The following is a 21,983-nucleotide window of genomic DNA, read 5'->3' on the forward strand; positions in this document are numbered from 1 at the left end:
GTGTTCGTGTACGCCGATCCGGGCCGGGCCCTCCCACCGGCGGCTACGCGACGCTCGTGCCGGTCCATTCGCAGGTGCTCGGGCAGGAGGTGCGGCAGGTGACGCCGCAGGGGCCCGCCTGCGCCTCCTCCGCCGGGAGCTGCTGCAGGGAGTCCAGGTCAAGTTCCATGGAGGTGTTCCTCTCTGGGATTCGGTGGTGCCGGTCCCGCCCCGCGGGCGGGACCGGGCGGATCACGGTCGGGTCGCGCTTAGTCGCGGCCGGTGACCTTGCAGGTGCGCGGGCAGGTGCCGCGGCAGGTGTAGCCGCAGATGCCGGCCTGCACCTCTTCGGCGGGGAGCTGCTGCAGGGCGTCCAGGTCGAGTTCCATGACGGTGTTCCTCTCCAAAGGTTCAGAAGACCAGCGGTCCGGGCTGGCCGATCTCGATGCCGGTGGACAGGCAGGTAGCCGTGCAGCTGGTCGAGCAGGAGAACTTGCACATGCTGGTCTGCTCCTCCTCGGCGGGGAGCTGCTGCAGGGCGTTCAGGTCGAGCTCCATGGGTGATCACCTCCTTTCAGGGGTTCGGTGGGTACCGCGGGGGGCGGGGTCCGGCTCACCGGACCGCCGTCAGCTGGGATCCGGCGAGGTGTTCGGGCACGTGATGCGGCAGGTCTTGCCGCAGGGGCCTGCCTGCTCCTCCTCGATGGGAAGCTGCTGCAGGGCGTCCAAGTCGAGCTCCATGGGTGATCACCTCCTTTCGGGGCGGGTTCCGGCTCACGGGACCGTCGTCATCCGGTCTCCGTGATGGTCCGGAGGTTCGAGGTGCAGCAGGTCGCGCGGCACGGGCCGCTGGCCTGCTCCTCCTCGACGGGCAACTGCTGCAGGGCGTCCGGGTCGAGCTCCATCAGTGATCACCTCCCTCCGGGACGGGTGGTGCCGGTACGGACCCGGGCGGGGCGGGGCCCTGCCCGGTGAGGAACCGCACCACCGATGCGACGACCGGATCGGCGGTTCCCGTCCCGAGCACGGCATGGCCGCGGTCGGGAAGCTCCAGGTAGTGGAAGTCGGTGCCGGGGCGGCGGCCGAGGGCCGTCAGCCGCGCCGCCAGCGCTCGTGAGTGGCCGACCGGCACCGAGTCGTCGCGGGCGCCGTGGACCAGCAGCAACGGCCCGTGCAGGGCGGGGGCCAGGCGCTCCACGTCGCGCGGCCCGAGGGGGTCGTCCACGGCGGTCAGTCCGTCCAGCCGCTCGACCATGCTGCGGACCTGCGCCGATCCGTCGGCGTGCAGGCGCGGCCCGGACAGGAACGGCGCCACGGCCGCGCAGGCCGTCCAGCCGTCGGGCTCGGCCGCCGCCGCCAACAGGGCCAGGAAGGCCCCGTAGCTGACCCCGTACAGAGCCGGCCGGTCGCGCCCCGTGCCGCGCTCGCGGGTCAGGAAGCGTCCGATGGCGGTGACGTCCGCCAGGTCCGGGCTGCCCCACGCTCCCTTGACGGCGAGCGTGTGGGCGGCGCCGTAGCCGGTGCTGCCGCGCTGGTTCGGTGCGACCACGGCCAGGCCCGCGGCCGCCAGGGCTTGCAGGAACGGGTCGAAGCCGAGGGTCCAGCGGCTGTTCGGGCCGCCGTGCAGGGCCAGTACGACCTGCCGGGCGGTGCGCCAGTCGGGCCCGTACAGTACGGCCTCGACGGGGCCGTCCGCGCCGGGGAGGGTCTCCAGGCGGGCCGTCCGGTGGCCCGGCCGGGCCGGTTCCGACAGCTCCAGGTTGGCGGCGGCGGGCGGCACCCAGCCGAGGCTGCGCGGCCGGCCCGGGTCGGAGTGGGGCAGCCACAGCCCGTGCCGCGTCCACGCCGCGGTCGGCAGCAGGTCCCCGGGCGGCATGGCGATCTGCCGGGCGGTGCCGGAGACCGGGTCCAGGACGGTGAGGAAGGATCTGGCCCCGGACGTGGTGAGGAGCGCCAGCCGGTCGCCGTCCGGGTCGAGCGCGAGCGGGTGGACGGCGCCGGTGCGGCCCGTGTCGCCGCGGACCGCACGCGGTGGCGCGTCGCCGTCCAGGTCCGCGAGGGCCAGGCCGGTGCCTTCTCCGGTGAGCCGGGCGAGGAGCACCCGTCCCGCGGCCGCGGCCAGCACGTGGGCGGGCCCGCTCTCGGCCCGCAGGCCGCGGAGCGTGCCGTCGCGCAGGTCCAGTACGACCGGCCACGGGACGTCGTCGAGCAGGTGGGTGAACAGGACCCGGTGGCCGAGCACGATCCCGCCGAGCAGCGTGCCCGGCACCCGGACGGTCTCCTCGAACCGGGGCTGCGCCGCGCGCACCGCGAGGACGAGGGTGTCGCGCGCCGCACCGCCGCTCACCCCGAGGGCGAGGAGTCCCGATCCCCCGGGCGCCGGGAGCAGCCGCAACGGCCGCCCGCCGGGCACGGGGATGGTGCTCTGGTGGCCGTCGGCGGTCAGGCGGGCGAGCGACTGGGCGCCGCGCGGCCCGTACGAGGACTTCAGCACGCCCGTCCCGTCAAGGGGCAGGAGCTGGGTCCAGGCGGGGTCGCTGCCCAGGCCGGTGCGCATGTCGAGGCGGGGACCGGACGGGCTCAGGCTCCAGCTTTCGGCGAGGTGGCGCCCGTCGGCATCGGTGGCCACGCAGGCGGCCCGCAGGCCGTCGGCGGAGAAGTGGAAGCTCGTACGGAACGTCACTTCGGCGGCGGACGGCACGGCCTGCCCGACGGCCGGCGGCAACAGGGGCGCGGGGCCGGTGCTCACGGGCGTACCTCCGTACACCCGGCCTGCGGGGCGGCGGCGGCCGCCGGGCCGTCGGCCATCCACGGACGCGGGCCGCCGTGCCGCAGCCGGAGCAGGAAGCCGAGGACGCCGCTCAGGCCGATGTTCCAGTCGGCGGTGACCTCCGTTCCGCTCTCGTCCGCGATCAGGAGGCGGCCCTCGCGGACGGTGTGCCGGGCGTAGAGCGACGCCGCCAGCTCCTGCGCCCAGCCCCGGTACGGCCCGCCGACGGCGTCGGCCATGTCGAGCAGGAACTCGCCGTTGCCGGCCAGGCCGTGGCAGGCCGCGGTCGGCGAGGTCCACCGCGCGCCGCGGACCGCGACCGCGGCCTCCTCGGCGGCCCGCAGGTGGGCGGGGTCCTGGGTGTCCTGCCAGAGGCGGACCAGGAAGGTGCCGACACCGGACGCCCCGCTGCACCAGTGGTACAGCATCCCGCTGCCGGGGGCGTCGTCGCGGCCGGTGCGCCAGCGGGCCCCCCACGGGCCCCGTTCGGCCTCGGCGACGAGGGTGTTGCCCGCGTCGACGGCGGCGTCCAGGTACTTCCGCTCGCCGGTGGCCCGGGCGACGGCCAGCAGGGCGTACCCGACGCCGGCGATTCCGTGGGCGAAGCCGAGGTGCCGGATGCCCGCGAGGACCGAGTCGAAGTCCTTGGGGACCGGCCAGTACACCCGGTCGCCGTCGTACTCGGCGGCGGCGAGCAGGTCGTCGGCCGCCTCGGCCGCCCGCGTGCGGAACTCCTCGCGCCCGGTGGCGTGCCACAGGTGGAGCTGGGCGAGCGCGCTGCCGGCGGCGCCGTGGCAGACGTCCGGGTTGGGCCAGCGGACGGGGAGGGCGAGGGCCAGCTCGACGGCGCGGTCGGCCAGTTCCGGGTCGTCGAGGCGGCGCGCGGCGTCGTACAGCGCCCAGGCGGTGCCGGCCCGGCCGAAGTAGAGCCCGGGCAGGAGCTTGGGCACGTCGGTGCGGCGGTGGTCGAGCCAGCCCGCCACCCGGGCCAGGGCGGCGCGCACCTCGTCGCGGTTGCCGGCGGAGCCGGCGTGGGTGTCGGCGAGGGTCAGCAGGCCGAGCACCCCGGCGGCGCCGTGCTGCACGTTGCAGGCGTCGGAGCTGTTGCCGAATCCGGTACTGGGCCACAGGCGCGCGGTGTCGTCGCCCGGCTCCGCGAGGGTGGCCAGCAGATGGGCCAGGCCGTCGTCGACCAGGAGCTGCTGGAGCCGGGGATCGAGCCGGTCGGCGGGCAGGTGCTCGTCCGCGGAGGCGTCTGCCGAACCGCCGTCCGTACTCGGCGCGGCCCCGAGCGCGTCGAGGACGGGACCGTCCAGGAACTCGCCCAGCCGGGCGAGGGTCCAACGCGCCTCCGGAGCCTCACGGGTCAGCCCGAGCACGGCCGGAGCCATCAGGCGGGCGGCCCGGTTGCTGACCCCGCTCATCGTGAGCATTCCGGTGAGCTGCGGCCGGGTGGAGGACGGCACGGGCTGGTCCGCCGGGAACGTGGGCGCGGTGCCGACGGCCAGGTAGAAGAGGACCGCGCCGAGGGCGTAGAGGTCCGCCTCCTGGCCGGGCATCGGGCCGAACCGCGGCCCGCGGGCCTGCTCGGGCCCGGCGAACCCCGAGGTGAAGCCGCGCGTGGTCCACTGCCCGGGAGGGACGGCCAGCTCCGGGTCGATCAGCCGCAGCTCGCCGTCGGGCAGCACCATGATGTTGTTCGGGGTGAAGTCCCGGTAGACCAGTCCCCGGGCGTGCACCTGCGCCAGCAGCGCGGCCAGCCGGCGGGCCGTCTCCACCACGCGGGCCGGTTCCAGGCCCGCCAGGCGGTCGGTCCGGTCCAGCTCTTCCTGCACCCACCGGGTGAGGGTGCTCCCGGGCAGGAACTCCTGGACGAGGAAGGTGTGGCCGTCGAGGTCGAACAGGTCGACGTGTCGGGGGGCGATCCCTTCGAGCTCCTCCAGCACGGCGGACTCGCGGCCCAGCGCGTCCCTGGCGTCCTCGCCCGTCACCCGGGTGCCAACGTGCGCCCGGGCCTGCTTGACCACCACCTCCGCGCCCGTCCGGTGGTCGAGCGCACGGTAGATGCCGCCCCGGGCGGAGTGCCGGATCGCCTCGCGGACCTCGAACCGGCCGGCGATCAGGACCGGGCCCGGCGTCTTGGGTGCGGACGACTCCCGCGCCTTGGCCGCGGATGCTCCCGGCTCCTCGGGGAAGGGCGACACGGCCCACGCCGGCGGACAGAACCACGGCTTGCGGAGGTCCTCCTGGGTGGTGCCATCCGGTGCCTGGACCCGTATTTCGTGGCTGCCGTCGTTCGTCAGCACCGGCACCCCGCTGTAGGCGCCGTAGCGGTAGTGGACCAGGCTGCCGGGGCGCAGTCGGCGGTCGGAGAGGATGGCCGGACCGGGCAGTCCTGCGGTGGCCTCGTCCAGGGCGGCCGCCAGCGTGCGGAGCTGCTCGTCGTCCGCCGGATAGCAGGTGACGATCTTGCCGCACTGGGCGCGGTCGTAGCGGTCCGAGGTCATCTCCTCGACCACCGCGATGCTCTTGGCGAACTTGAAGCCGCAGCCGGCCGCGACCAGGACGCCCGCCGCGCGGTGCACCACCTCGGGCGCCGACAGCCGGGTCGCGGACAGGTGCAGCTTCCAGCCCTGGATCCGCTGGTCCCGCTCGGGCGGCATCACGCGGCACCAGACGTCGTCCTCGGTGACCGTCCAGTCGTGTGTGCCCTGTTCTGCGAGCACCGCCTGTGCCAGGCCCCGCAGACTGAAACCGTCCGCCGCGCCGGCCGTTGCGTGCTTCTCGCCCGACCCTCCGACCTGCTGCACCTGTTGGCTCCCGTCTGTGTGCCGTACCGGCCGCGCCACCGCCGCCGGCCGGCGAGGCATGCCTCGCCCCGGCGTGTCGACGTGTGGGGGCCGTGTTCCCCGGCGTCTGCCGGGCACAGGAAGGACGCTATTGCGGCGGGTGCGCTCGGCAGGTCGTGGATTCCCGCAGGACGTACCCGTATTGGGCGGACCGCGGCGGGACTGCGGGAAACCACGACACGTCCGTAGGGGGTCCCGGATACGAGTCGGCCCCGGGGCGCTCCCGCAGTGCTGCGGGACCGCTCCGGGGCCGTTGTGGGCGGACCTCGACGCCGTTCTGTGTGCTTCTGGGGGTTCTCCTCGCTCCGCTCGCGCGGCCCGCTCGGGTCAGACGGAGTCCAGTGCCCGGGCGAGCGCCCCGCGCCGGGCGATGCCCAACTTGTTGTAGACGCGCGTCAGGTGCGTCTCCACGGTGCGGACGCTGACGAACAGCCGGGCGGCGATGCCCTGGTTGGTGAGCCCTTCGAGGACCAGTCCCGCGATCTCGCGTTCCCGGGCGGACAAGACGGAGGCCGCGGGCCCGACGGCCCGCGGGGCGGACGGCCCGCCGTCCACGGGCGGCTCCTGCGCGTCGTGCCCGTACGGGTCCTGGCGGCCCGAAGGCGGGGAGGGCAGGGAGCGCGAGGGGGAGGTTGCGTGCGGGTGGGCGCCGCGCAGCTCCGTCGCCGTGGTGCGCAGCGCGTGCGCGCCGGCCCGTTCGAACTGGTCCTCCGCGGCGCGGACCGCCCGGGCGAAGCCCTCGTCGTCCCCGGAGCTCCTGGCGGAGCGTGCCGCCACCAGACGCGCCAGCCCTGCCTTGACGGGCCACCCCGCCGCCGCCAGTCGGTCGGCCGCCCGGTTCGCGAGCTCCACCGCCCGCTCGTGCTCGGCGCGGACGGCCGCCAGCCGGGCCTGGGCGAGCAGCGCGACGGCGCCGCAGACCGGGAGCCCCGGCACCCGGACGCGGGTCGCCTGCTCGACGTGCCGGGCGACGGCCTCGGCGTCTCCCGTACGGGCCCAGAACTCGGCCGCGAGGTCGTGGGCGTGGACGCGCATCGGGTCGGAGCGCTCCCCGTCGGGCGGGACGAGGAACCGGACCGCCTCCGTCGGCGTGAGCGGACGCCCCAGGGCCAGCGCGGCCTCGGCCCGTACGTGCCGGACGAAGCCCGCCCACATCCAGGTCTCGGGTTCCGGGCAGCCTTCGAGCAGGGCCAGCGCCGGCCCGGCGGCCTCGGGACCGGCTCCCCACAGGATGGCCCGCAGCCGCAGCCCCGCGGCCGGTGCGAGCATTTCCGTCGTGCCGAGCGACTTCGCCAGCTCCAGCGCCCTGTCCGCCGCCGCCAGCGCGTCCTCCATGGGCCCGAACCCGGTCAGCAACGACGCGCGGACGGCGTACAGTTCCGGGAGCATGTAGAGGTGCCGGTGGGTCTCCGCGAGGGTGAGGGCCTCCTCCACCCGGCGCGCGCACTGGTTCGGCCGCTCCAGCAGGAGCTCCGCCCAGCACAGGTCGGGCAGACCGCCGAGCAGCCGCAGCCGCTCGCTCCCGGTGAGGGAGTCGGCGCTGCGCTCGGCCGAGTCGAGTGCGTCGATGGCGCCCGGCACATCTCCCCGGACGATCAGGCTGAGGCTTCTGAGGGCTTCGGCGGCCGCGGCGAGCTCCGGGCGGTCCGACGGCAGGTCCAGGGCGTCGATCCTGCTCAGACATCGCTCCCACCGGCCGTTCATCACCTCCCGTCTGGCCAGGCTGATCTCGGCCTCCGCCGAGGAGCAGATCCGGGTTGCGGCCCGGGTCGGCCGGGCGTCGCCGGCCACCCCCTCCGGCAGCCCGTCGGCGGCGGGGACCGCCAGGGGCGCCGCCTCCTTCGACCGTCCGCCCGGGCGGCGGCCGCCGAGCGGGCCCGCAACGGCGTCCGCCCCCTTCGCCCGCGCGGCCGCGACCTCCTGCGGGAGGGGCACGGGGGCGGATCCAGGGGCACCGCCGGAGGCGTCGGCCTCGCGCAGCAACCGGTAGGCGCGTTCGCCGCGGCCGCGCAGCCGCTCGCCCAGCGCGAGCAGATCCGCCGCGGCCCTCGGGCCGTCGCCCGAATCACCTTCGCCCGAATCACCTTCGCCCGCCGCCTCGTCTCCCGTCACGTTCCCGCCGGACGCGCGGAGCAGCGGGCGCAGCACCTCGGCGGCCTCGTCGAACCGGCCGGTAACGGTGAGGGCCCTGCCCAACAGCAGTGCGGCGCTGCGGCGTTGACGACTGTCGGTCCGGTCGGCGAGCACCCGCAGCACGGTGCGCAGGCGACGGATGCTGGTCTCGGGTGCCTGGTGCAGCTCGGCCCGGGCGATGTCCACGAGCCGGGAGAGCTCGTCGCCGGACGCGGTGTGGGCCACGTGCTCGACATGGGCGGCCCAGGCGCCGGGCGCGGCGCCGCGCCGGTCGACGTGGGCGCCGGCCCGCCGGTGCGCCTCGACGCGCCAGGCCGGGCCTGCGTGGCGGTAGCCGACGGAGCCCAGCAGCGGCCTGCTGAACCGGTACCACCCCGCGGTGCCGACGATGCAGCCGTGGCCGGCCAGCTCGTCGAGCGCGTCGCAGACCTGACGCTCCGGCAGGTCGGCGACCTCCGCGACGAGCGCCGCGTCGAACTCCGCTCCGGCGACGGCGGCGGCCTGCAGCACCGCCCGGGCGGAAGCCGACAGGCTGTCGAACTCGCCGAGCAGGTCGGGGTCCGGGTACCAGCCGTCCAGGGAGCCCACGCCCCGGGGGTCCCCGGCCGCCAGCTCCCGGGCCAGCTCGTCGGCCAGGTCGCCGGGCAGGCCGGCCGTCAGGGAATGGAGGGCGCGGAGCTCACGCGGGTTGCCGCGACCCACTCCGACGAGCAGGCGCTCCCGGGCGGGCGGGGCCGCGGGCACCAGCCGGGCGGCGTCCATCGGGGCGAGCGGGCCGAGTACGATCCGCAGCGCGGCGGCGTCCGCGAGGGTCCGCGCCAGCCACGGCGGGCAGCCCCCGGAGCGGTGGGAGAGGACGAAGCCGAGGCGCTCGTCGGAGGGCCCGCGCAGGATGTGTTCGAGCAGGTACAGGGACTCGTCGTCGGCCCACTGGAGGTCGTCCAGGATGAGCACGGCCGGCGTGCGGCGGGCGGAGTCGAGGAGGGCGTCCCGCAGTCGGCGGTTGCGGCGGTGGCGCTGGGCCGCTCCCGCGGCCGGCTGGTCGCTGAACTCCTCCAGCAGCTCCAGCGCCGGGGTGTGGCACACCGCGTGCATCAGGAGCCCGTAGGGCACCGCCGTGTCCGCCGGGGTGGCCACCGCCTGCAGCACCTCGTGCCCCGTCGCCGCGGCCCGTTCGCGCAGTTCCGTCAGCAGCCGGGTCTTGCCGATGCCGGCCGTCCCCTCGACGACCACGGCCCGGCCGGTGCGGGGGCCCGCGGTCAGCACCCGGACGAGCTCGTCCAGCTCGCCGTCCCGCCCGACCAGCGCCCCCGGTGCCGATCCCTCCGCGTGCGCGGCCTTCGTCCCCGCATCCGCCACCGCTCGTAACACCGGCATCTCCCCTGCTGTCGCGGGCACCCTGTCGGTCGGGCGGCCGACGGGACACCCACCACCGGACCCTCACGCCACATTCGTAAGATCATCAGAAGTGGAGCCGATCATCTCCCCCGCCGCTGCTCCTGTCGAGAGCGTCGTTTCGGGCAATGAAATGCGCGAACGCTCCTAGCGCGAGGGGGGTCAGCGGCCCGAGGCCAGGGGCAGCGACTCAGGGGCGAGGCGGCCGCCGTCGCCGGTTGCGGCCACGACGACGAACTCGTGGTGGACGTCGCCCACCTGAGGCCTTGGTCTCTGACTCCCGGAAAACGTAGAGCCGTGATGCCACGGGAGGGCAGCGCCGGTCAGGGCCAGGGACGCCGTGGGAGCGTGCGGGGAAATGCCGAACGCGGTCATCTTCAGGATCGGAGCCGCGGGCTGGGCGGCGGCCGACGTACTCGAATCAGCTGGGGTACTTCACGATCTGGGCTTGCGGTGGCGTCCGGTACCTGGAGCCAGGGGGTTGCGTCCCATGACGGGACCGGTCGCCTCGGCCTGGTCGGCGGGCGAGCTTCCCGGCTGCGGGTTGAGGACGCGGCGGGCCGCTGCGTGGTTTTCCACGGGCATCAGCGGCTGCCAGGCAAAGCCATCCCATTCCAAGATCAGGCGCGGGGCATCCGGGTCGACGTGGGCGGCGCGTTGCGGGCCGGTGCCGAGGGTGACGGCCTTGAGTTCGCCGGGCTTGCGCAGGCGCCCTTGACGGCGGGCGGCCCAGCGTTCGAGGGGTTCGTCGGTCATGCTCGTACCTCCGTGAGGGGCAGCACCCTACGGAAAGAGTCGGCTCCAATTCGGAGTGCCCAACTTTACCGAGTGGTACGGGAGTCACTGGAATGGATGACAGCTGGGAACTAGGGAACGAGGGAACTAGGGTTGTCTGCCGATCGTCTTGCTGGGTCAGTGGCCTCGCGTCCGTCCGTATCCGAGGCTTGATTCCGTGCGGAGGTCAACCTTGCGCAAGCCTGTGGGCAGATACGTCTACTGGTCCGAAAGGCTCGTCGGTGAGGTGATCGACGACAACGGGATTCGACTGGACCATCGCATCAAGCCCGCCTTGAACCTTGGTCTGGCGGGCAGCGGCGTCAATCTTGCCAGCCGGGACCGCGAGAACACCACCTTCGACATTGCCGAGAAGCTGAAGAAGAAGCTCCGCAGGTCCATCGTCACGGACCTCGACGCCCCGACTTCCGGGCAGTACGTCCAGGGAGCGGGCTGGGCCGAGGTGGCAGAGTTCCAGCGGTGGGGGTTTCCCGAGCACCGCCTCCCGGGGCGTACCGCCCTGACCCACATACAGACCGTCACTCAACAGGGCCGCCGTGTCGACCTCTGCCTGTTCGGAAGCCTGAAGAACCTGAAGGGTTACGACGTCCCGGCGGAAGACTCCGCCGGCGGATGGACCTCGTCGAATGCCCCGTTGATCGAGGAGTTCATGGCCCGCATGGGCGCGGAGGCGAGCGCCAGGAGGGGGCCGGCGTGCTTGCTCGACGACGAGGAGGCCGCTCTGGAGATCCTCAAGGTCTCGCTGACGCAGGGCATCTACGGCGACCCGGCTGATCATCAAGGGCGTCCCGAAACCCGCGGCTACACGATTATGGGGTTCGACGCGACTGAGTACGTGGCCGTCATCTACAAGGACGTGACGCTCACGCCGAGCCGCTGGAACCTCCGAGGCGACCCGGAGCTGGAGGGCGTCAGCCGTATCCTGATCGGGGCTCCGTTGTGGATGCGCACGACGCGCCAGGACAGCATCAAGGTGCACTACGGGGAGAACAGGGTGTTGGTCCCCAGCGTTTGGGACAGTCGGAGTGCGCCTGCCCTTGCCCCCGCCCCCGGGTGGACTGCGGGGGATGTCCCGCCGGCCAACCAACGGGACCCCGTGCCCGGCCAGGCCCCGCACCCCGATCTCGACCCGGCAAACGTCACTGGACCTCGGCCTGACGGCTCGACTTCGCTGTGAGCACGTCGATTCGCCGACGGGTTCGTTCTTCCTTCAGTTGGCCACCGTGATCACCGCGGTCCGTAGCCTCATCCGCAGGGCCTGGTACACCCACCGCTGGGACACTCGCCCCGCCGGCCCCCGCATCCGGTATCCCGCAGCTCACCGCCCACTGGCGGACGCTCTTACAGAGCAGGGCCTCGGCCATCGGACGTCCGGCCGTTCGTGGGGGTAAGCATCTCCTGTTCCGCCGCGGACTGCGTACGACTCCACTAGCGTGTCCAGGCATGACGGTGTTGATCATCGGTGGCAGTGGATTCCTGGGCACAGAGCTGCTGCGCCAGGCGACGTCCGCCGGCCGCTCAACGGCCGGGACGTTCAACTCCCGTCCCGGCGTGGCCCCTGGCACCTCGTGGCACCACCTGGACCTACAGGACCACCGGCGTATCGACGAGGTCCTCGACGCGGTGCAGCCCAGCGTGGTGATCAACTCCTCCAGCGGGAACAGCAACTGGGCGGTCACCGCCGACGGCCCTGGCCGGATAGCCCAGAGCGCGGCGAGGCGGGGCATCCGCCTCGTACACGTCTCAAGTGACGCTGTGTTCTCCGGGAACCGCGGCTCCGGCTACAACGAGACGGCGCTCCCCGATCCGATCACGCCCTACGGCGCGGCGAAAGCGGCCGCCGAGACTGCTGTTCACCTCCTGCACCCTGCCACAGCCATCGTGCGGACCTCGCTGATCATCGGGGGTGGGGGGTCTGCCCACGAACGGGTGGTGCACGAACTGGCCGCTGGCACAAGGCCAGGAGCCCTGTTCACGGACGACGTGCGTTGCCCGGTGCATGTCTCCGATCTGGCTGCCGCACTCTTGGAACTCGCCACCTCCCGGGTGGCCGGCATCGCCCATGTCGCGGGCTCCGAGGCCCTCACCCGGTACGAGCTCGGCGTGCTCATCGCGCGGCGCGATGGCCTCGACCCCTCGCTGCTGCCCGCCGGCCGGCGGGCGGATACCGGGCTCCCGGGAGCCCTCCACGTCCGCCTGGACTGCCGGGCCACGCAGCAGCGGCTGAGTACCCGATTCCGTGGAGCCCGCGAGTTCCTCGGGCAGGGCTGAGACCGGTCGGGTCGGCGCCCTTCCACGGCGGGGTCCCGTTCTCGTACCAGTCGCGGATGCGGGCGTAGCCGTCCCATCCGGGGCCGATGCCGTTTGCCGCGTCACGCCGGGCGAACGTCTCCTGCACTGCGGCTGACGTCAGCGCAGTTCAGCACGTACGACCCCTGGGCTTCAGGCGAGTTGGAGGGAGTTCCGGGGCCGGAATCGGAGCGCCGTCGTAGCCCTTGACCTCGCCGTAGCGGGTGCCGTTCATCCAGTCCTCGCGGAAGCCTGCGATATCCTCTTGGGGCCGTCCGATCCAGTTCCAGAACGATTGGATCGCTCGAAGTTTCCGCAGGTCAGAGCGCTACGGGTCCTGCAACGTCAGCAAATGTCAGCATCAGAGCGACCCGGCCAGGGGTGCGATCAGGGGGATCTACTTCTTCCGGAACTGGATCGGACCCGGATCCGCCGCCTCGCGCCGCCTGCCCAGAGTTCCATCGCTGACCAACCTCGCACGCGCAACCGGGCGCTGACCGGGAAGAGCACCGGCGGATACTGCGCGATCCAGTTCCGCGCGCCGTGCGGTGATTCGTGTTACCAGTTCGGGATCCGGCATGCACTGGATCGTAGAAGCCGTTCAGCTGACTGCTCGTGCAGGGCCGTCAGCTCGATGAGGTGATGCCCAAGGACCGGATCAGCTGAGCGAGTTCTTCACGGAAGAGCTTCTCCGGGCTGAGGGTCTGACTCTGCAGGTGGCCGTAAATCTCCAATGACACCAGGCCGTGCAGATGGCTCCAGATGCGCAGGGCAAGGGCCACGCCGGCCGGGGGTAGGTCGGGGAAGGCCGGGCGGACTTTGTCCAGCAGACCGGGGTCGAAGTCGGACCACTCAAAGTCACTGTGTGAGTAGTCGAACTCGGCGTGCGGCCAGGCCGCGGCGGCGAGTGCGGCGATGCCGGTGCAGACACGGTGGGCCGCTTCGGGCGCGGCGCCGCCCTCGGGGGGCAGGTAGCCGGGGACGGGGTCGCCGTAGATGAGGCGGAAACCCTCGGGGTTGGCCAGTGCCCAGTTCCTGAAGGCGCGGGCCCATGCCTGGATCCGGACGGCGGGGTCCTGGGCAGGGGCGGCGCCCCAGGCGGCGTCCACGGTGTCGGCCAGTGAGGTGTAGACGTTGCCGATCAGCGTGGTGACCAGGTCGTCGCGTGTAGCGAAATAGCCGTAGATGGCGTTGGCCGTCATGCCCATCTGGCGAGCGATGGCCCGAAGCGTGATCGCGTCTGGCCCCCCCGAGGCCATCAGCCCCAGTGCGACCTTCTTGATCTCGGCGGTCGTCTCAGCCCTCAGCCGCTCACGGCGCCCCTTGGTGTTTCCCACGATTCCCATGGCCGCCTACTCTACAGCGTCACAATACTGAGCCTCATATCTAAACTTCACGCCGTATAGTCTCTGCATGCCGTGAAGAACAGTCGCGGTGCACACGACTACCCAGGGAGAGCCATGCACATCGGAGTCATCGGGGCCACGGGCGGAATCGGCAGTCGCGTCGTCACCGAGGCCCTCGACCGGGGGCATCACGTCACGGCATTCAGCCGCGACGCCACGCGGATCGACGAGGACCGGAAGAACGTCGCCTGGAACAGCGTCGACGTCCTCGACGCCGACGGCATCGCCGCCGTCATACCCGGCCTCGACGTACTGATCAGCGGATTCCAGCCCGGAAACGCCGCCAGAGACACCGCCGACACCGTGGCCCGCTCGATCGCCGACCCCACGGTGTACGCCACGGCCGCGCGAGCACTCCTAAAGGCGCTGGAGAGTCATCCGCGGATCCGGCTCATCGTCATCGGCGGCGCCGGCAGCCTGGAGATCGCGCCCGGAGTCGTACGGGCCGACTCCGACGCACTCCTACACGAGACCCTCGACGCGATCGGCCTGCCGAGGGAGTACTCCGCCGCGGTGCGCGGCCACCGCGATGCCCTGAACGTCCTGCGCACCTCCAACCGGCTGTGGACCTACTTCAGCCCTGCCGAGGACATCGCACCCGGCGAACGTACGGGCCGGTTCCGGATCGGCGGCGACCAGCCAGTCCGCGACGCGGACGGGCGCAGCCGCATCTCCATGGAGGACGCCGCCGTCGCCCTCGTCGACGAGGCGGAGCTGCCGCGCTTCGTCCAACGCCGCTTCACCATCGGCTACTGACCCAACTGCCGGATGGCCCTGACAGTGCGCCACCGCGCCGGCAGGACCGGATGCCCACGGAGGCGAAGACCCGAACGTCTCCCGCCTGGTCGGCATTGGCCCGTACGCCTGCCGACTACGCCCCGGCCTTCGGCCGGTAGGTGCACACGTGCACTCCGGTGCCGCTGACGACCGTGGAGACCAGTTCGAACGTGCGGAGGTGACCGTCGGCCGGGTAGATCGTCTTACCGCCGCCGACGAGCACTGGCAGGATCATGAGCCGAAGCTCGTCGACCAGCCCCTCGGCCAGCAGGGTTCGGGTGAGGGACGCGCTGCCCATGACCACCAGGTCACGGCCTTCGGCTTCGCGCAGCTTCTTGATCTGGTCCAGTGCTTGGTCGCCGGGGATGCGTGTGGTGTTGTTCCACGTCAGCTCGTCGTCGCCGAGGGTGCTGGACACGACGTACTTGGTGACGCTGTTCATGTGGTCGGCGAACGGGTCGCCGGCCCGGTCCGGCCACGCCGCCGCCATGGTCTGCCAGGTGCGGCGTCCGAACAGCAGGGCCTCGGTGCTGGTCTGCCACTCGGTCAGAGCGCCACCCATCACCTCCGGGTCGAAGAACGGGTGGCTCCAGCCACCGTGGGCGAAACCGCCGTCGGTGTCCTCGTCCGGGTGCCCCGGGGCCTGAACGACGCCGTCCAGGCTGATGAATTCACCAATCGCAATGCGCACGGGGGTGTCTCACTTCCTGATTTGTTGGGTTCAGATGGGATGGACTGCGGCGGCACCGACGGCTTGGAGGCGCATGTCGGGCTCCATACCGCTGGAATCCCTGTCGTCGCGACAGAACAGAAGCTATGTTGCGTTCAGCGATTCAGCAACCGATGGAACCATCAAACCTTGCGTCGATACAGGTCACTTGGCCAATATCATTGCAATGGACTTGTCGCTAAATGCAACATGACCGTCGGCCATTGCAATGACATGAGCGTGAACGCTCAGTGGCGGCCTGTGTGGACTACTTCGCGCTGTCCTCCGCGAGGGTGTGGGCGACCAGGGCGTTGGCGTGGCCGTGACCCAGGCCGTGCTCGGACTTGAGCCACGAGACGAGTTCCATGTGCTTCGTCAGGGGGGAGGTCCGGATCAGGTCCTTCCATTCCGCGATCGGACGGCCGTACTTCTTCTCGATCGAGGGGAAGTACGCGGCACCCTGCAGTGAGTCCGACATGTCGTCCGTGCCTTTCGTTCGTTCCGGTGTGCGTGAGTGTTCGAGTGCGTGAGTGCCGGTACGGCTAGAGGCGCGCCAGCCGGGCTGTCACCGCGGCGAGTCCGGCCAGGCCGAGTGCCGCCCCCGCCGTGAAGGACAGTACGGAGGCACCGGATCCGACGAACCCGGCGAGGACGCCCACCGGGAGCAGGCGGCAGGCGAACGCCCAGCCCGGCTGCCCCTCGGCAGCGAAGCGGCGGGACAGGAGCAGGAAGGCGGCGCACAGCGCGAGGTAGCCGACCATGCCGCCGGCCATGTGGACCGCACCGTGCACGCTCAGCGCGGCGGTCGCGGAGTCCGGCGTACCGGCCGGGAAACCGGCTCCGGGGTCGGCCGAGCACACACCGCTGACCAGGAAGGACGCCCCGAACACCCCGACCAGCCACGGCGCCGCGCGGTGGGCGGGACCCTCGGACACCGATCGCCGCATACCGACCGCACCGGCGATCAGCAGGGCGCCGGCGACGAAGAAGTTGGTGATCTGGATCCACCCCAGGTCGCCGAGGCTCAGCTGGCTGATGGCGTTGCGCGTGAAGTCGAAGCCCTCACGCGTCAGGCCCTGGGCGATCCCCGCACCCAGGAACAGCGGCCCCGCCACCGCTGTGCCCTTCAGCAGCACCCGCGCCGACGAGTCGGACCCCGCAGTGGTGGAAGCAGAGGCGGAGACGGTGGCGGAGGCGCTGATCGTGTCGGTCATGGCATGCCTTCCTCATGTGCCGCACCCACCCGGGGGCCGGGCCTGCGGCGTTGGAATCTCGTTGCATGTAGGACCGTGACGGAGACCCGAACCCATCGACCCCGATCATGTGACCCATGTCACACAAGCAGGGCCGATGTCGCCGACGCAGGCTCAGGCGAACAGCTCGGCAAGCAGCTCGGGGCCGATGGCGATGGGAGCGGGGCGGTAGGCAGGAGGCTGGGCGCCCAGCAGCTCGCGGACCAGGAAGTCCCAGCAGCGTGTACGGACATAGGCCAAGTGGTCGATGAACGTGTGCTCGGCGCCGGGCACGATGAGCAGCTCGAAGTCCTTGCCGGCGGCGATGAGCCGGTCGGCCAGGCGGAGGGTCTGGTCCGGGTGGACCTGGTCGTCCATGTCGCCGTGGATCAGGAGCAGCTTGCCCGCCAGGCGGTCGGCGAGGTCGATGCTGGAAGTGCGGCCCCAGGCCTCGGGGTTGTCCGCGCCGTCGTAGGTCTCCACGAAGCCGGCGTTGAAGTGGCGGGCGTCGTGCGAGCCGGAGAGTGCGGCTCCCACCTTGTATGTCTCGGGGAAGTCCAGCATCGCGCGGGCCGCGGCGAATCCGCCTCCGGAGTGGCCGAACACGCCCACCCGGTCCAGGTCCATCCACGGCCGGGTCTCGGCCAGTTGACGCAGCGCCGCGACGTGGTCGGCCAGGTTGCCCGCGTCGGCCAGGTGGCCGTACGAGGCGTCGTGGAAGGCCTTGTCCCGGCCCGGGGTGCCGCGTCCGTCCAGTGCTACCGCTACGAAGCCCAGTGCCGCGAGGGGTTCCGCGTCGAGGCCCAGTCCGCCGGGGTCGAAGGACGGGGAGACCCGGTTGAGCTGCGGGCCGGGGTAGACGTTGTCGACCACCGGGTAGGAGCGGGCGGGGTCGAACTCCCGCGGCCGGTACAGCACTCCGTAGATGTCCGTCATCCCGTCGGCCGCCTTGACGCAGAAGCGTTCCGGCGGCGTCCAGCCGGTGGCGGTGAGCTTGCCGATGTCCGCGCGCTCCAGCTCGACCAGCACGCGGCCAGTCCAGTCGCGGACCGTCGTCACCGGCGGGGTGTCGACCGCGGACGCGGAGTCGACGAAGTAGTCCTGGTGGTCGGGGAGGGCGGCGATGTGGTCCTGGTCGTCGCGGGTGACCTTGGCGAAGCCGGAGCCGTCCAGGCCGGCCCGGCAGACCGTGCGCCGGTACGGGTCCCCGTCGACCAGCCCCGAGGCGGTGAAGTACACCACCCGCTCGGCCTCGTCGACACGCAGGATCTGCCGTACCGCCCACGGTCCGGAGGTGACCTGCCCAAGCAGCGCGCCGGTGCGCAGGTCGTACCGGTACAGGTGTCCCCAGCCGTCGCGCTGCGAGTACCAGAGCACCTCGTCGGCGAGCACCCGCACGATCGGCGGCTCGTACGCCCACTGGTTGGGCTCGACACGGGTCGCCCCGGTCTCGCTGAGCACCGTGGTGACCTCGCCGGTGGCCGCGTCCAGCCGGTACAGGGTGAGCGTGCGCAGGTCGCGCGGCCGGCCGAGGTAGTACACCGCCGAGCTGTCCGGGGCCCACCAGGCCCACTTGATCGTGATCGGCGACAGTGTCGGCATGAGCAGCGGCTCGGCCTGGGCGCGGACCACCGTGCCCGCGGCGACGTCCAGTACGACCAGTTCGGCCAGCGGTACGTGCTCGTCCCCGGGGTAGGCGAACCGCTGGGTGTGCAGCACCGGGGCTCCGCCGTCGACGGGCCTGGCCTCCAGCAGATGGGTCTCCCGGACCTCGCGCTCGTCGGTCCGGTGCGCCAGCACCTTCGTCGAGTCCGGCGACCAGGCCACCGCAGGCGGCAGGTACGGCAGGCCGATCTTGCGCAGCAGGGTGCTGTTCGCCGTGCACTCCGGGACGGTGCCGTACTGGTGGCCCGGCGCGCCATCGGCGGTCAGTGCCCACTCGCGGCCGTCGGACAGCGAGCGCGCCCACAGGTCGTGGCCCCGCCGGGACACCGCGAACTTCCCGTCGGGTGACGGTACGTCGAGGGGGCTGCCCGGCGGCGTGAACTCGGCCCGCTCGCACACGTAGTCGTCCAGGCGGCACCGCCAGTACTCGCCGAACGCATCGAACTCGACGGTGTTCCGTCCCAGTTCTATCGCCGAGGCCGGCAGGAACTCGGGGTCGACCTGCTGCCCGGAGGCGGCGGCCAGCGCGGCGGCGAGCCGGGAGTGGTCGAAGGCCGGCTCACGGGTTCCGGCCGCAGGATCGACCAGCACGAACCGCTTACCGACACCGTTGCTCACGGCGTACCAGAAGCGGGCCCCTCCGTCGATCCACTGCGGCCGGACCTTGTCGCCGACGACGAGCTCGCCGGGGCGGGCGGGCCGGCGCAGAAGCTGTTCCGCAGCCTGGTAGTCCTGAGTGGTGCTCATTCTTCTCATCCTTCTTCGGTGTCGGTTTGGGCATGGTGATGCCACGGTCGCGCCATCACGGCAGGGGTGATGTGGCTGAGGAGGGCTGAAGCGAGGGCGCCGGCCGTCTCGCGAGCCAGGCTGAGGTGAGGTGGGCTCAGTGTGCGCCGTGTCGGCGTCTGGAATCGCTTCCCGAGCGCGTCCTGCGAGGGGGGCGCGACGGGTTCATCCTGCAGCTACGAGCCTCTGCGTCGCTCTCCAGAGCACCTCGGCCAGGGATATTGCCGCATCGTCCACGTAGTTCAGTGCGGTGGCCGGAGGCGGCGTCGCGAGCTGCACGGAGCTTGCTCGTCATGTTCACCCAAGGGGGTGCCCGTTCGGAGCTACGGGGGTCAGAGGCTGCGGGCGGTGATGTCGCCGTAGGAGGTGGTCGCGTGGATGTTCAGGCCGGAGGCGGCACCGTCGGCGTTGTTGAGCGAGTTGTGGATCCGGCCGTAGCTGGTGCCTGCGTCCAGAGAGGCGGAGACCCCGCGGGCGGCGCCGACCGAGATCTCGCCGTGCTCGGTGCTCAGGGTGACCGTGCCGGTCATGGCCTCCGCGATGTGGATGGCGCCCTTCTGGGTGCTGATCTGGGCCGGACCGCCCAGGCGACCGACCGAGACATCGCCGGCCTGGAGGGTGAGGCGGGTGCTCGCGGTCTCGTCGAGCTTGACCGTGCCCAGCGCGCCCTCGAAGGCGACATCGCCGAGCCGTCCGACGCCCCGGAACTCGGCGCTGGCCGTCTTCGCCTCAATGCGGGAGTCGGCGGGCAGGTGGACGGTCACCTCGACGGATCCGGAGTTGCCGAGGATCTGGTTCTTCGCCTCAGGGGCCGCGATCCGCAGGACGCCGTCGCCGTACTCGACCGTGGTCTCCTTCGCCGCCTGCGCGTCGCGGCCCTTCGAGGCGTCCGCGGGCAGGACCTCGACGGTGGTGTCGGCGCGGGCGGCGGCGATGAACCGGATGCGTCCCGCGGGGATGTCGAGGACGGCGGCGATCGGGGCAGGGGTGTCGAACTTCTGCATTGCTCTGTCCTTGGAGTCGTTGTTTCCTGTGAGGGAAAAGCTACGTTGCGTTCAGAAATCCATCAACGCATCCATTGCGACAAATCACCATCACTGCAGGTGAAAACCGGGAAAATCGTTGCAACGATCTTCAGGGTTAACGCAACGACGGCCGCCCAATCGTTGCAATGAATGAAGGTGAACGCTAATAGCCTCAGCCAGTGATAGCCGGGACGCGCGGCGGCCGTACGTCAGGGTCCGGCGACCGTGGCGAACTGGTCCTGGGTCCGGGCGGCCTCCTTCGCGGCCGCTTCTGTCGCGCGGTTCTGCATGAGGAAGAGCGCCAGCACCGCGGCACCCAGTACCCCGCCGACACCGACCAGGAAGGTGGCGGACATCGCGGCGGTGAAGGCCTCCCGGGCTGCGGCGGCCAGCCCCTCGTCCCCGGTGCGTGCGGCCAGGACGAGCGCCTCGGAAACGGCATGACGCGCGGCCTCGGGCGCGCCGGCCGGCATCTCGGAGGTGTACGTGCTCGACAGGACTGCGCCCAGCACGGCCACACCGAGGGCGGCGCCGGCCTGCTGGATGGTGTCGTTGAGCGCGGACCCGACGCCGGCGCTCTCGGCCGGGACGGCCCCCATCAGGGCGCTGGTGGCCGCGGGCATCACCAGTCCGGCACCCGCTCCGATCAGGATCATCGCGGTGGTCAGCGGTCCCCAACCGTCACCCGAGGAGAGGCCGGTGAGGACACCGGATCCGGCCGCGATCAGCAGCAGGCCGAGGACCACCATGATCCGGGTGCCGGTCTTCGCCAGCAGCACGGCGCCAATGCCGTTGAAGGCGAGGGCGGCGACAGCGAGCGGGGTGAAGGCCAGGCCGGTCTCGGTGGGCGTGTAGCCGCGGACGAACTGCAGGTACTGGGTCAGCACGAGCAGCAGGCCGCCGTTGGCGAAGGTCAGCAGCACCAGCGACAGGCTGGAGCCGGTGAAGACCCGGTTGCGGAACAGCGACACCGGGACCATCGGATGTGCCGTACGGGTCTCCCAGACAGCGAATCCTGCCAGGCTCAGCACCGCCACCGCGAGCGTGACCTGGGTACTCGTACGCTCCAGGCCCTCCTTGGGCAGCTCGGTGATCGTCCACACCAGCGCGGTCATCCCGGCCACGGACAGCACCATGCCCAGCGGATCGGCCTTGCGCCAGGGCCCCTTCGACTCCGGCATCAGGACCAGCGCCGCGAGGATGGCCAGCGCCGCGATCGGGACGTTGATCAGGAAGACCGCACCCCACCAGTACGCGGCGATCAGCCAGCCACCGAGCAGCGGGCCGCCCACCACGCCGAGCATGGACACCGAACCCCAGGCGGCGATCGCCTTGGGACGCTCCTTCTCGTCGAAGACGGTGATCAGGATGGACAGCGTGCTCGGCATGATCAGCGCGCCGCCGACGCCCATCAGCACACGGGCCAGGATCAGCTGGGCGGGACTGTCGGCGATGGTCCCGAGGACCGAGGCCGCGCCGAACAGCGCGAGCCCGATGACCATCACACGGCGCCGGCCGAACCGGTCGGACAGGCTGCCCGAGGTGAGCAGCAGCCCGGCGAAGACCAGGATGTAGGAGTCGATGACCCACTGGATCTCCTGCGCGCTCGCCCCCAGGTCCTCGGCGAGCGGCGGGATGGCCACCGTGAGCACCATGTTGTCGATGACCAGCACCAGCGTGCTGAGGCACAGCACGACCAGGATGAGCCAGCGGCGCGGATCGGGCCGCTGCGACTCTCTTATCTCGTCCACGAAAAACTGAAACCCTTCGACTAGATGCGTTCGGGGGCGCCGACCGGCGGCACCCATTGGGTGAGCCGGACCACGACGCCATTGGGATCGGTGAGCTGGAACAGCCGCTCACCCCACGGCTCTTGGCGGATCGGGCCGGTGACGGGGGCGTCTTCCCGGCGCAGCCGTTCGTACTCGGCCGCGACATCCGTGACGGTCAGGGTCACGGCCAGATCGGCCAGCCCCTGGCCCCGCCACGCCTGCGGCGGCAGCTCGGGGTCGCGCTCGGACAGGGCGATCTCGGCGGAGGTGTCGTCCCGGCGGAGGCAGACGTACCCCTCGGCCGACTCGACCTCACGAAAGCCCAGATGGGTGGTGAAGAACCGGCTGGAAGCGCCTGCGTCCTCCACGGTCAACGACACCTTCGTAGTGACGACGTTCAT

At 71.8% G+C, this 21,983-nt stretch carries 20 protein-coding genes and 1 pseudogene; 3 read left to right on the forward strand and 18 right to left on the reverse strand.

Features of this window, described 5'->3' with window-relative positions; all coding sequences use genetic code 11:
- Positions 1–43: 43 nt before the first annotated feature.
- From ACZ7GJ_RS18790 to ACZ7GJ_RS18830, 9 genes are all read right to left on the reverse strand, one after another.
- Positions 44–169, reverse strand: a complete 126-nt coding sequence (locus ACZ7GJ_RS18790) for an ALQxL family class IV lanthipeptide (RefSeq protein ID WP_470753022.1) — start codon at positions 167–169, stop codon at positions 44–46.
- A 79-nt stretch (positions 170–248) separates the two neighbouring features.
- Positions 249–368 (reverse strand): ALQxL family class IV lanthipeptide, encoded by a 120-nt coding sequence (locus ACZ7GJ_RS18795; protein WP_470753023.1) that lies wholly within the window; start codon positions 366–368, stop codon positions 249–251.
- A gap of 22 nt (positions 369–390) precedes the next feature.
- Positions 391–537 (reverse strand): ALQxL family class IV lanthipeptide, encoded by a 147-nt coding sequence (locus tag ACZ7GJ_RS18800; RefSeq protein WP_470753024.1) that lies wholly within the window; start codon positions 535–537, stop codon positions 391–393.
- Between the two features lie 69 nt (positions 538–606).
- On the reverse strand, positions 607–720 hold the full coding sequence (locus ACZ7GJ_RS18805) for an ALQxL family class IV lanthipeptide (protein ID WP_470753025.1): 114 nt from the start codon (positions 718–720) through the stop codon (positions 607–609).
- Positions 721–767: 47 nt separating this feature from the next.
- The gene (locus ACZ7GJ_RS18810) at positions 768–884 is read right to left on the reverse strand and encodes an ALQxL family class IV lanthipeptide (RefSeq protein WP_470753027.1); all 117 of its coding nucleotides are present in this window, start codon (positions 882–884) and stop codon (positions 768–770) included.
- Positions 884–2,728 (reverse strand): alpha/beta hydrolase family protein, encoded by a 1,845-nt coding sequence (locus ACZ7GJ_RS18815; protein WP_470753028.1) that lies wholly within the window; start codon positions 2,726–2,728, stop codon positions 884–886. The genes ACZ7GJ_RS18810 and ACZ7GJ_RS18815 overlap by 1 nt, the downstream gene beginning before the upstream one ends.
- Positions 2,725–5,559, reverse strand: a complete 2,835-nt coding sequence (gene lanL / locus ACZ7GJ_RS18820) for a class IV lanthionine synthetase LanL (RefSeq protein WP_470753029.1) — start codon at positions 5,557–5,559, stop codon at positions 2,725–2,727. Before lanL ends, ACZ7GJ_RS18815 begins: the two co-directional genes overlap by 4 nt.
- Positions 5,560–5,925: 366 nt before the next feature.
- Positions 5,926–9,102, reverse strand: a complete 3,177-nt coding sequence (locus ACZ7GJ_RS18825) for an AAA family ATPase (protein WP_470753030.1) — start codon at positions 9,100–9,102, stop codon at positions 5,926–5,928.
- A gap of 459 nt (positions 9,103–9,561) precedes the next feature.
- Complete coding sequence (locus ACZ7GJ_RS18830) at positions 9,562–9,882, reverse strand: DUF6087 family protein (RefSeq protein WP_470753031.1); 321 nt, start codon at positions 9,880–9,882, stop codon at positions 9,562–9,564.
- A gap of 211 nt (positions 9,883–10,093) precedes the next feature.
- On the opposite strand from ACZ7GJ_RS18830, the gene ACZ7GJ_RS18835 reads away from it, so the two are divergent.
- Together ACZ7GJ_RS18835 and ACZ7GJ_RS18840 are read left to right on the forward strand one after the other, a co-directional pair.
- Positions 10,094–11,098: a hypothetical protein gene (locus tag ACZ7GJ_RS18835; protein WP_470753033.1), complete on the forward strand. Its 1,005-nt coding sequence runs from the start codon at positions 10,094–10,096 to the stop codon at positions 11,096–11,098.
- A 266-nt stretch (positions 11,099–11,364) separates the two neighbouring features.
- On the forward strand, positions 11,365–12,192 hold the full coding sequence (locus ACZ7GJ_RS18840) for an SDR family oxidoreductase (RefSeq protein WP_470753034.1): 828 nt from the start codon (positions 11,365–11,367) through the stop codon (positions 12,190–12,192).
- A gap of 148 nt (positions 12,193–12,340) precedes the next feature.
- Here ACZ7GJ_RS18840 and ACZ7GJ_RS18845 read toward each other — a convergent pair.
- Positions 12,341–12,502: pseudogene (locus tag ACZ7GJ_RS18845) on the reverse strand (pirin family protein); the annotation flags it as partial.
- Between the two features lie 334 nt (positions 12,503–12,836).
- Positions 12,837–13,556, reverse strand: coding sequence for a TetR/AcrR family transcriptional regulator (locus ACZ7GJ_RS18850; RefSeq protein ID WP_470753036.1), 720 nt, complete (start codon positions 13,554–13,556; stop codon positions 12,837–12,839).
- Positions 13,557–13,670: 114 nt separating this feature from the next.
- On the opposite strand from ACZ7GJ_RS18850, the gene ACZ7GJ_RS18855 reads away from it, so the two are divergent.
- Positions 13,671–14,372, forward strand: coding sequence for an NAD(P)-dependent oxidoreductase (locus tag ACZ7GJ_RS18855; RefSeq protein ID WP_319194394.1), 702 nt, complete (start codon positions 13,671–13,673; stop codon positions 14,370–14,372).
- 115 nt (positions 14,373–14,487) lie between these two features.
- Here the strand turns inward: ACZ7GJ_RS18855 and ACZ7GJ_RS18860 are convergent, their stop codons facing one another.
- The 7 genes from ACZ7GJ_RS18860 to ACZ7GJ_RS18890 form a co-directional block, all read right to left on the reverse strand.
- Positions 14,488–15,084, reverse strand: coding sequence for a dihydrofolate reductase family protein (locus ACZ7GJ_RS18860; protein ID WP_470753039.1), 597 nt, complete (start codon positions 15,082–15,084; stop codon positions 14,488–14,490).
- Positions 15,085–15,370: 286 nt separating this feature from the next.
- Positions 15,371–15,580: a DUF4287 domain-containing protein gene (locus ACZ7GJ_RS18865; protein ID WP_453599523.1), complete on the reverse strand. Its 210-nt coding sequence runs from the start codon at positions 15,578–15,580 to the stop codon at positions 15,371–15,373.
- A 64-nt stretch (positions 15,581–15,644) separates the two neighbouring features.
- Positions 15,645–16,316, reverse strand: a complete 672-nt coding sequence (locus tag ACZ7GJ_RS18870; protein WP_470753040.1) for a DUF998 domain-containing protein — start codon at positions 16,314–16,316, stop codon at positions 15,645–15,647.
- Between the two features lie 153 nt (positions 16,317–16,469).
- Entirely contained in the window at positions 16,470–18,746 is a 2,277-nt protein-coding gene (locus ACZ7GJ_RS18875; protein WP_470753041.1) for a S9 family peptidase, read from the reverse strand.
- 371 nt (positions 18,747–19,117) lie between these two features.
- The gene (locus ACZ7GJ_RS18880; protein ID WP_470753042.1) at positions 19,118–19,789 is read right to left on the reverse strand and encodes a DUF4097 family beta strand repeat-containing protein; all 672 of its coding nucleotides are present in this window, start codon (positions 19,787–19,789) and stop codon (positions 19,118–19,120) included.
- A 230-nt stretch (positions 19,790–20,019) separates the two neighbouring features.
- On the reverse strand, positions 20,020–21,618 hold the full coding sequence (locus tag ACZ7GJ_RS18885) for an MFS transporter (protein WP_470753044.1): 1,599 nt from the start codon (positions 21,616–21,618) through the stop codon (positions 20,020–20,022).
- On the reverse strand, positions 21,582–21,983 hold the full coding sequence (locus tag ACZ7GJ_RS18890) for a VOC family protein (protein ID WP_470753045.1): 402 nt from the start codon (positions 21,981–21,983) through the stop codon (positions 21,582–21,584). Before ACZ7GJ_RS18890 ends, ACZ7GJ_RS18885 begins: the two co-directional genes overlap by 37 nt.

The organism is Streptomyces sp. NPDC037242, assembly GCF_055604165.1.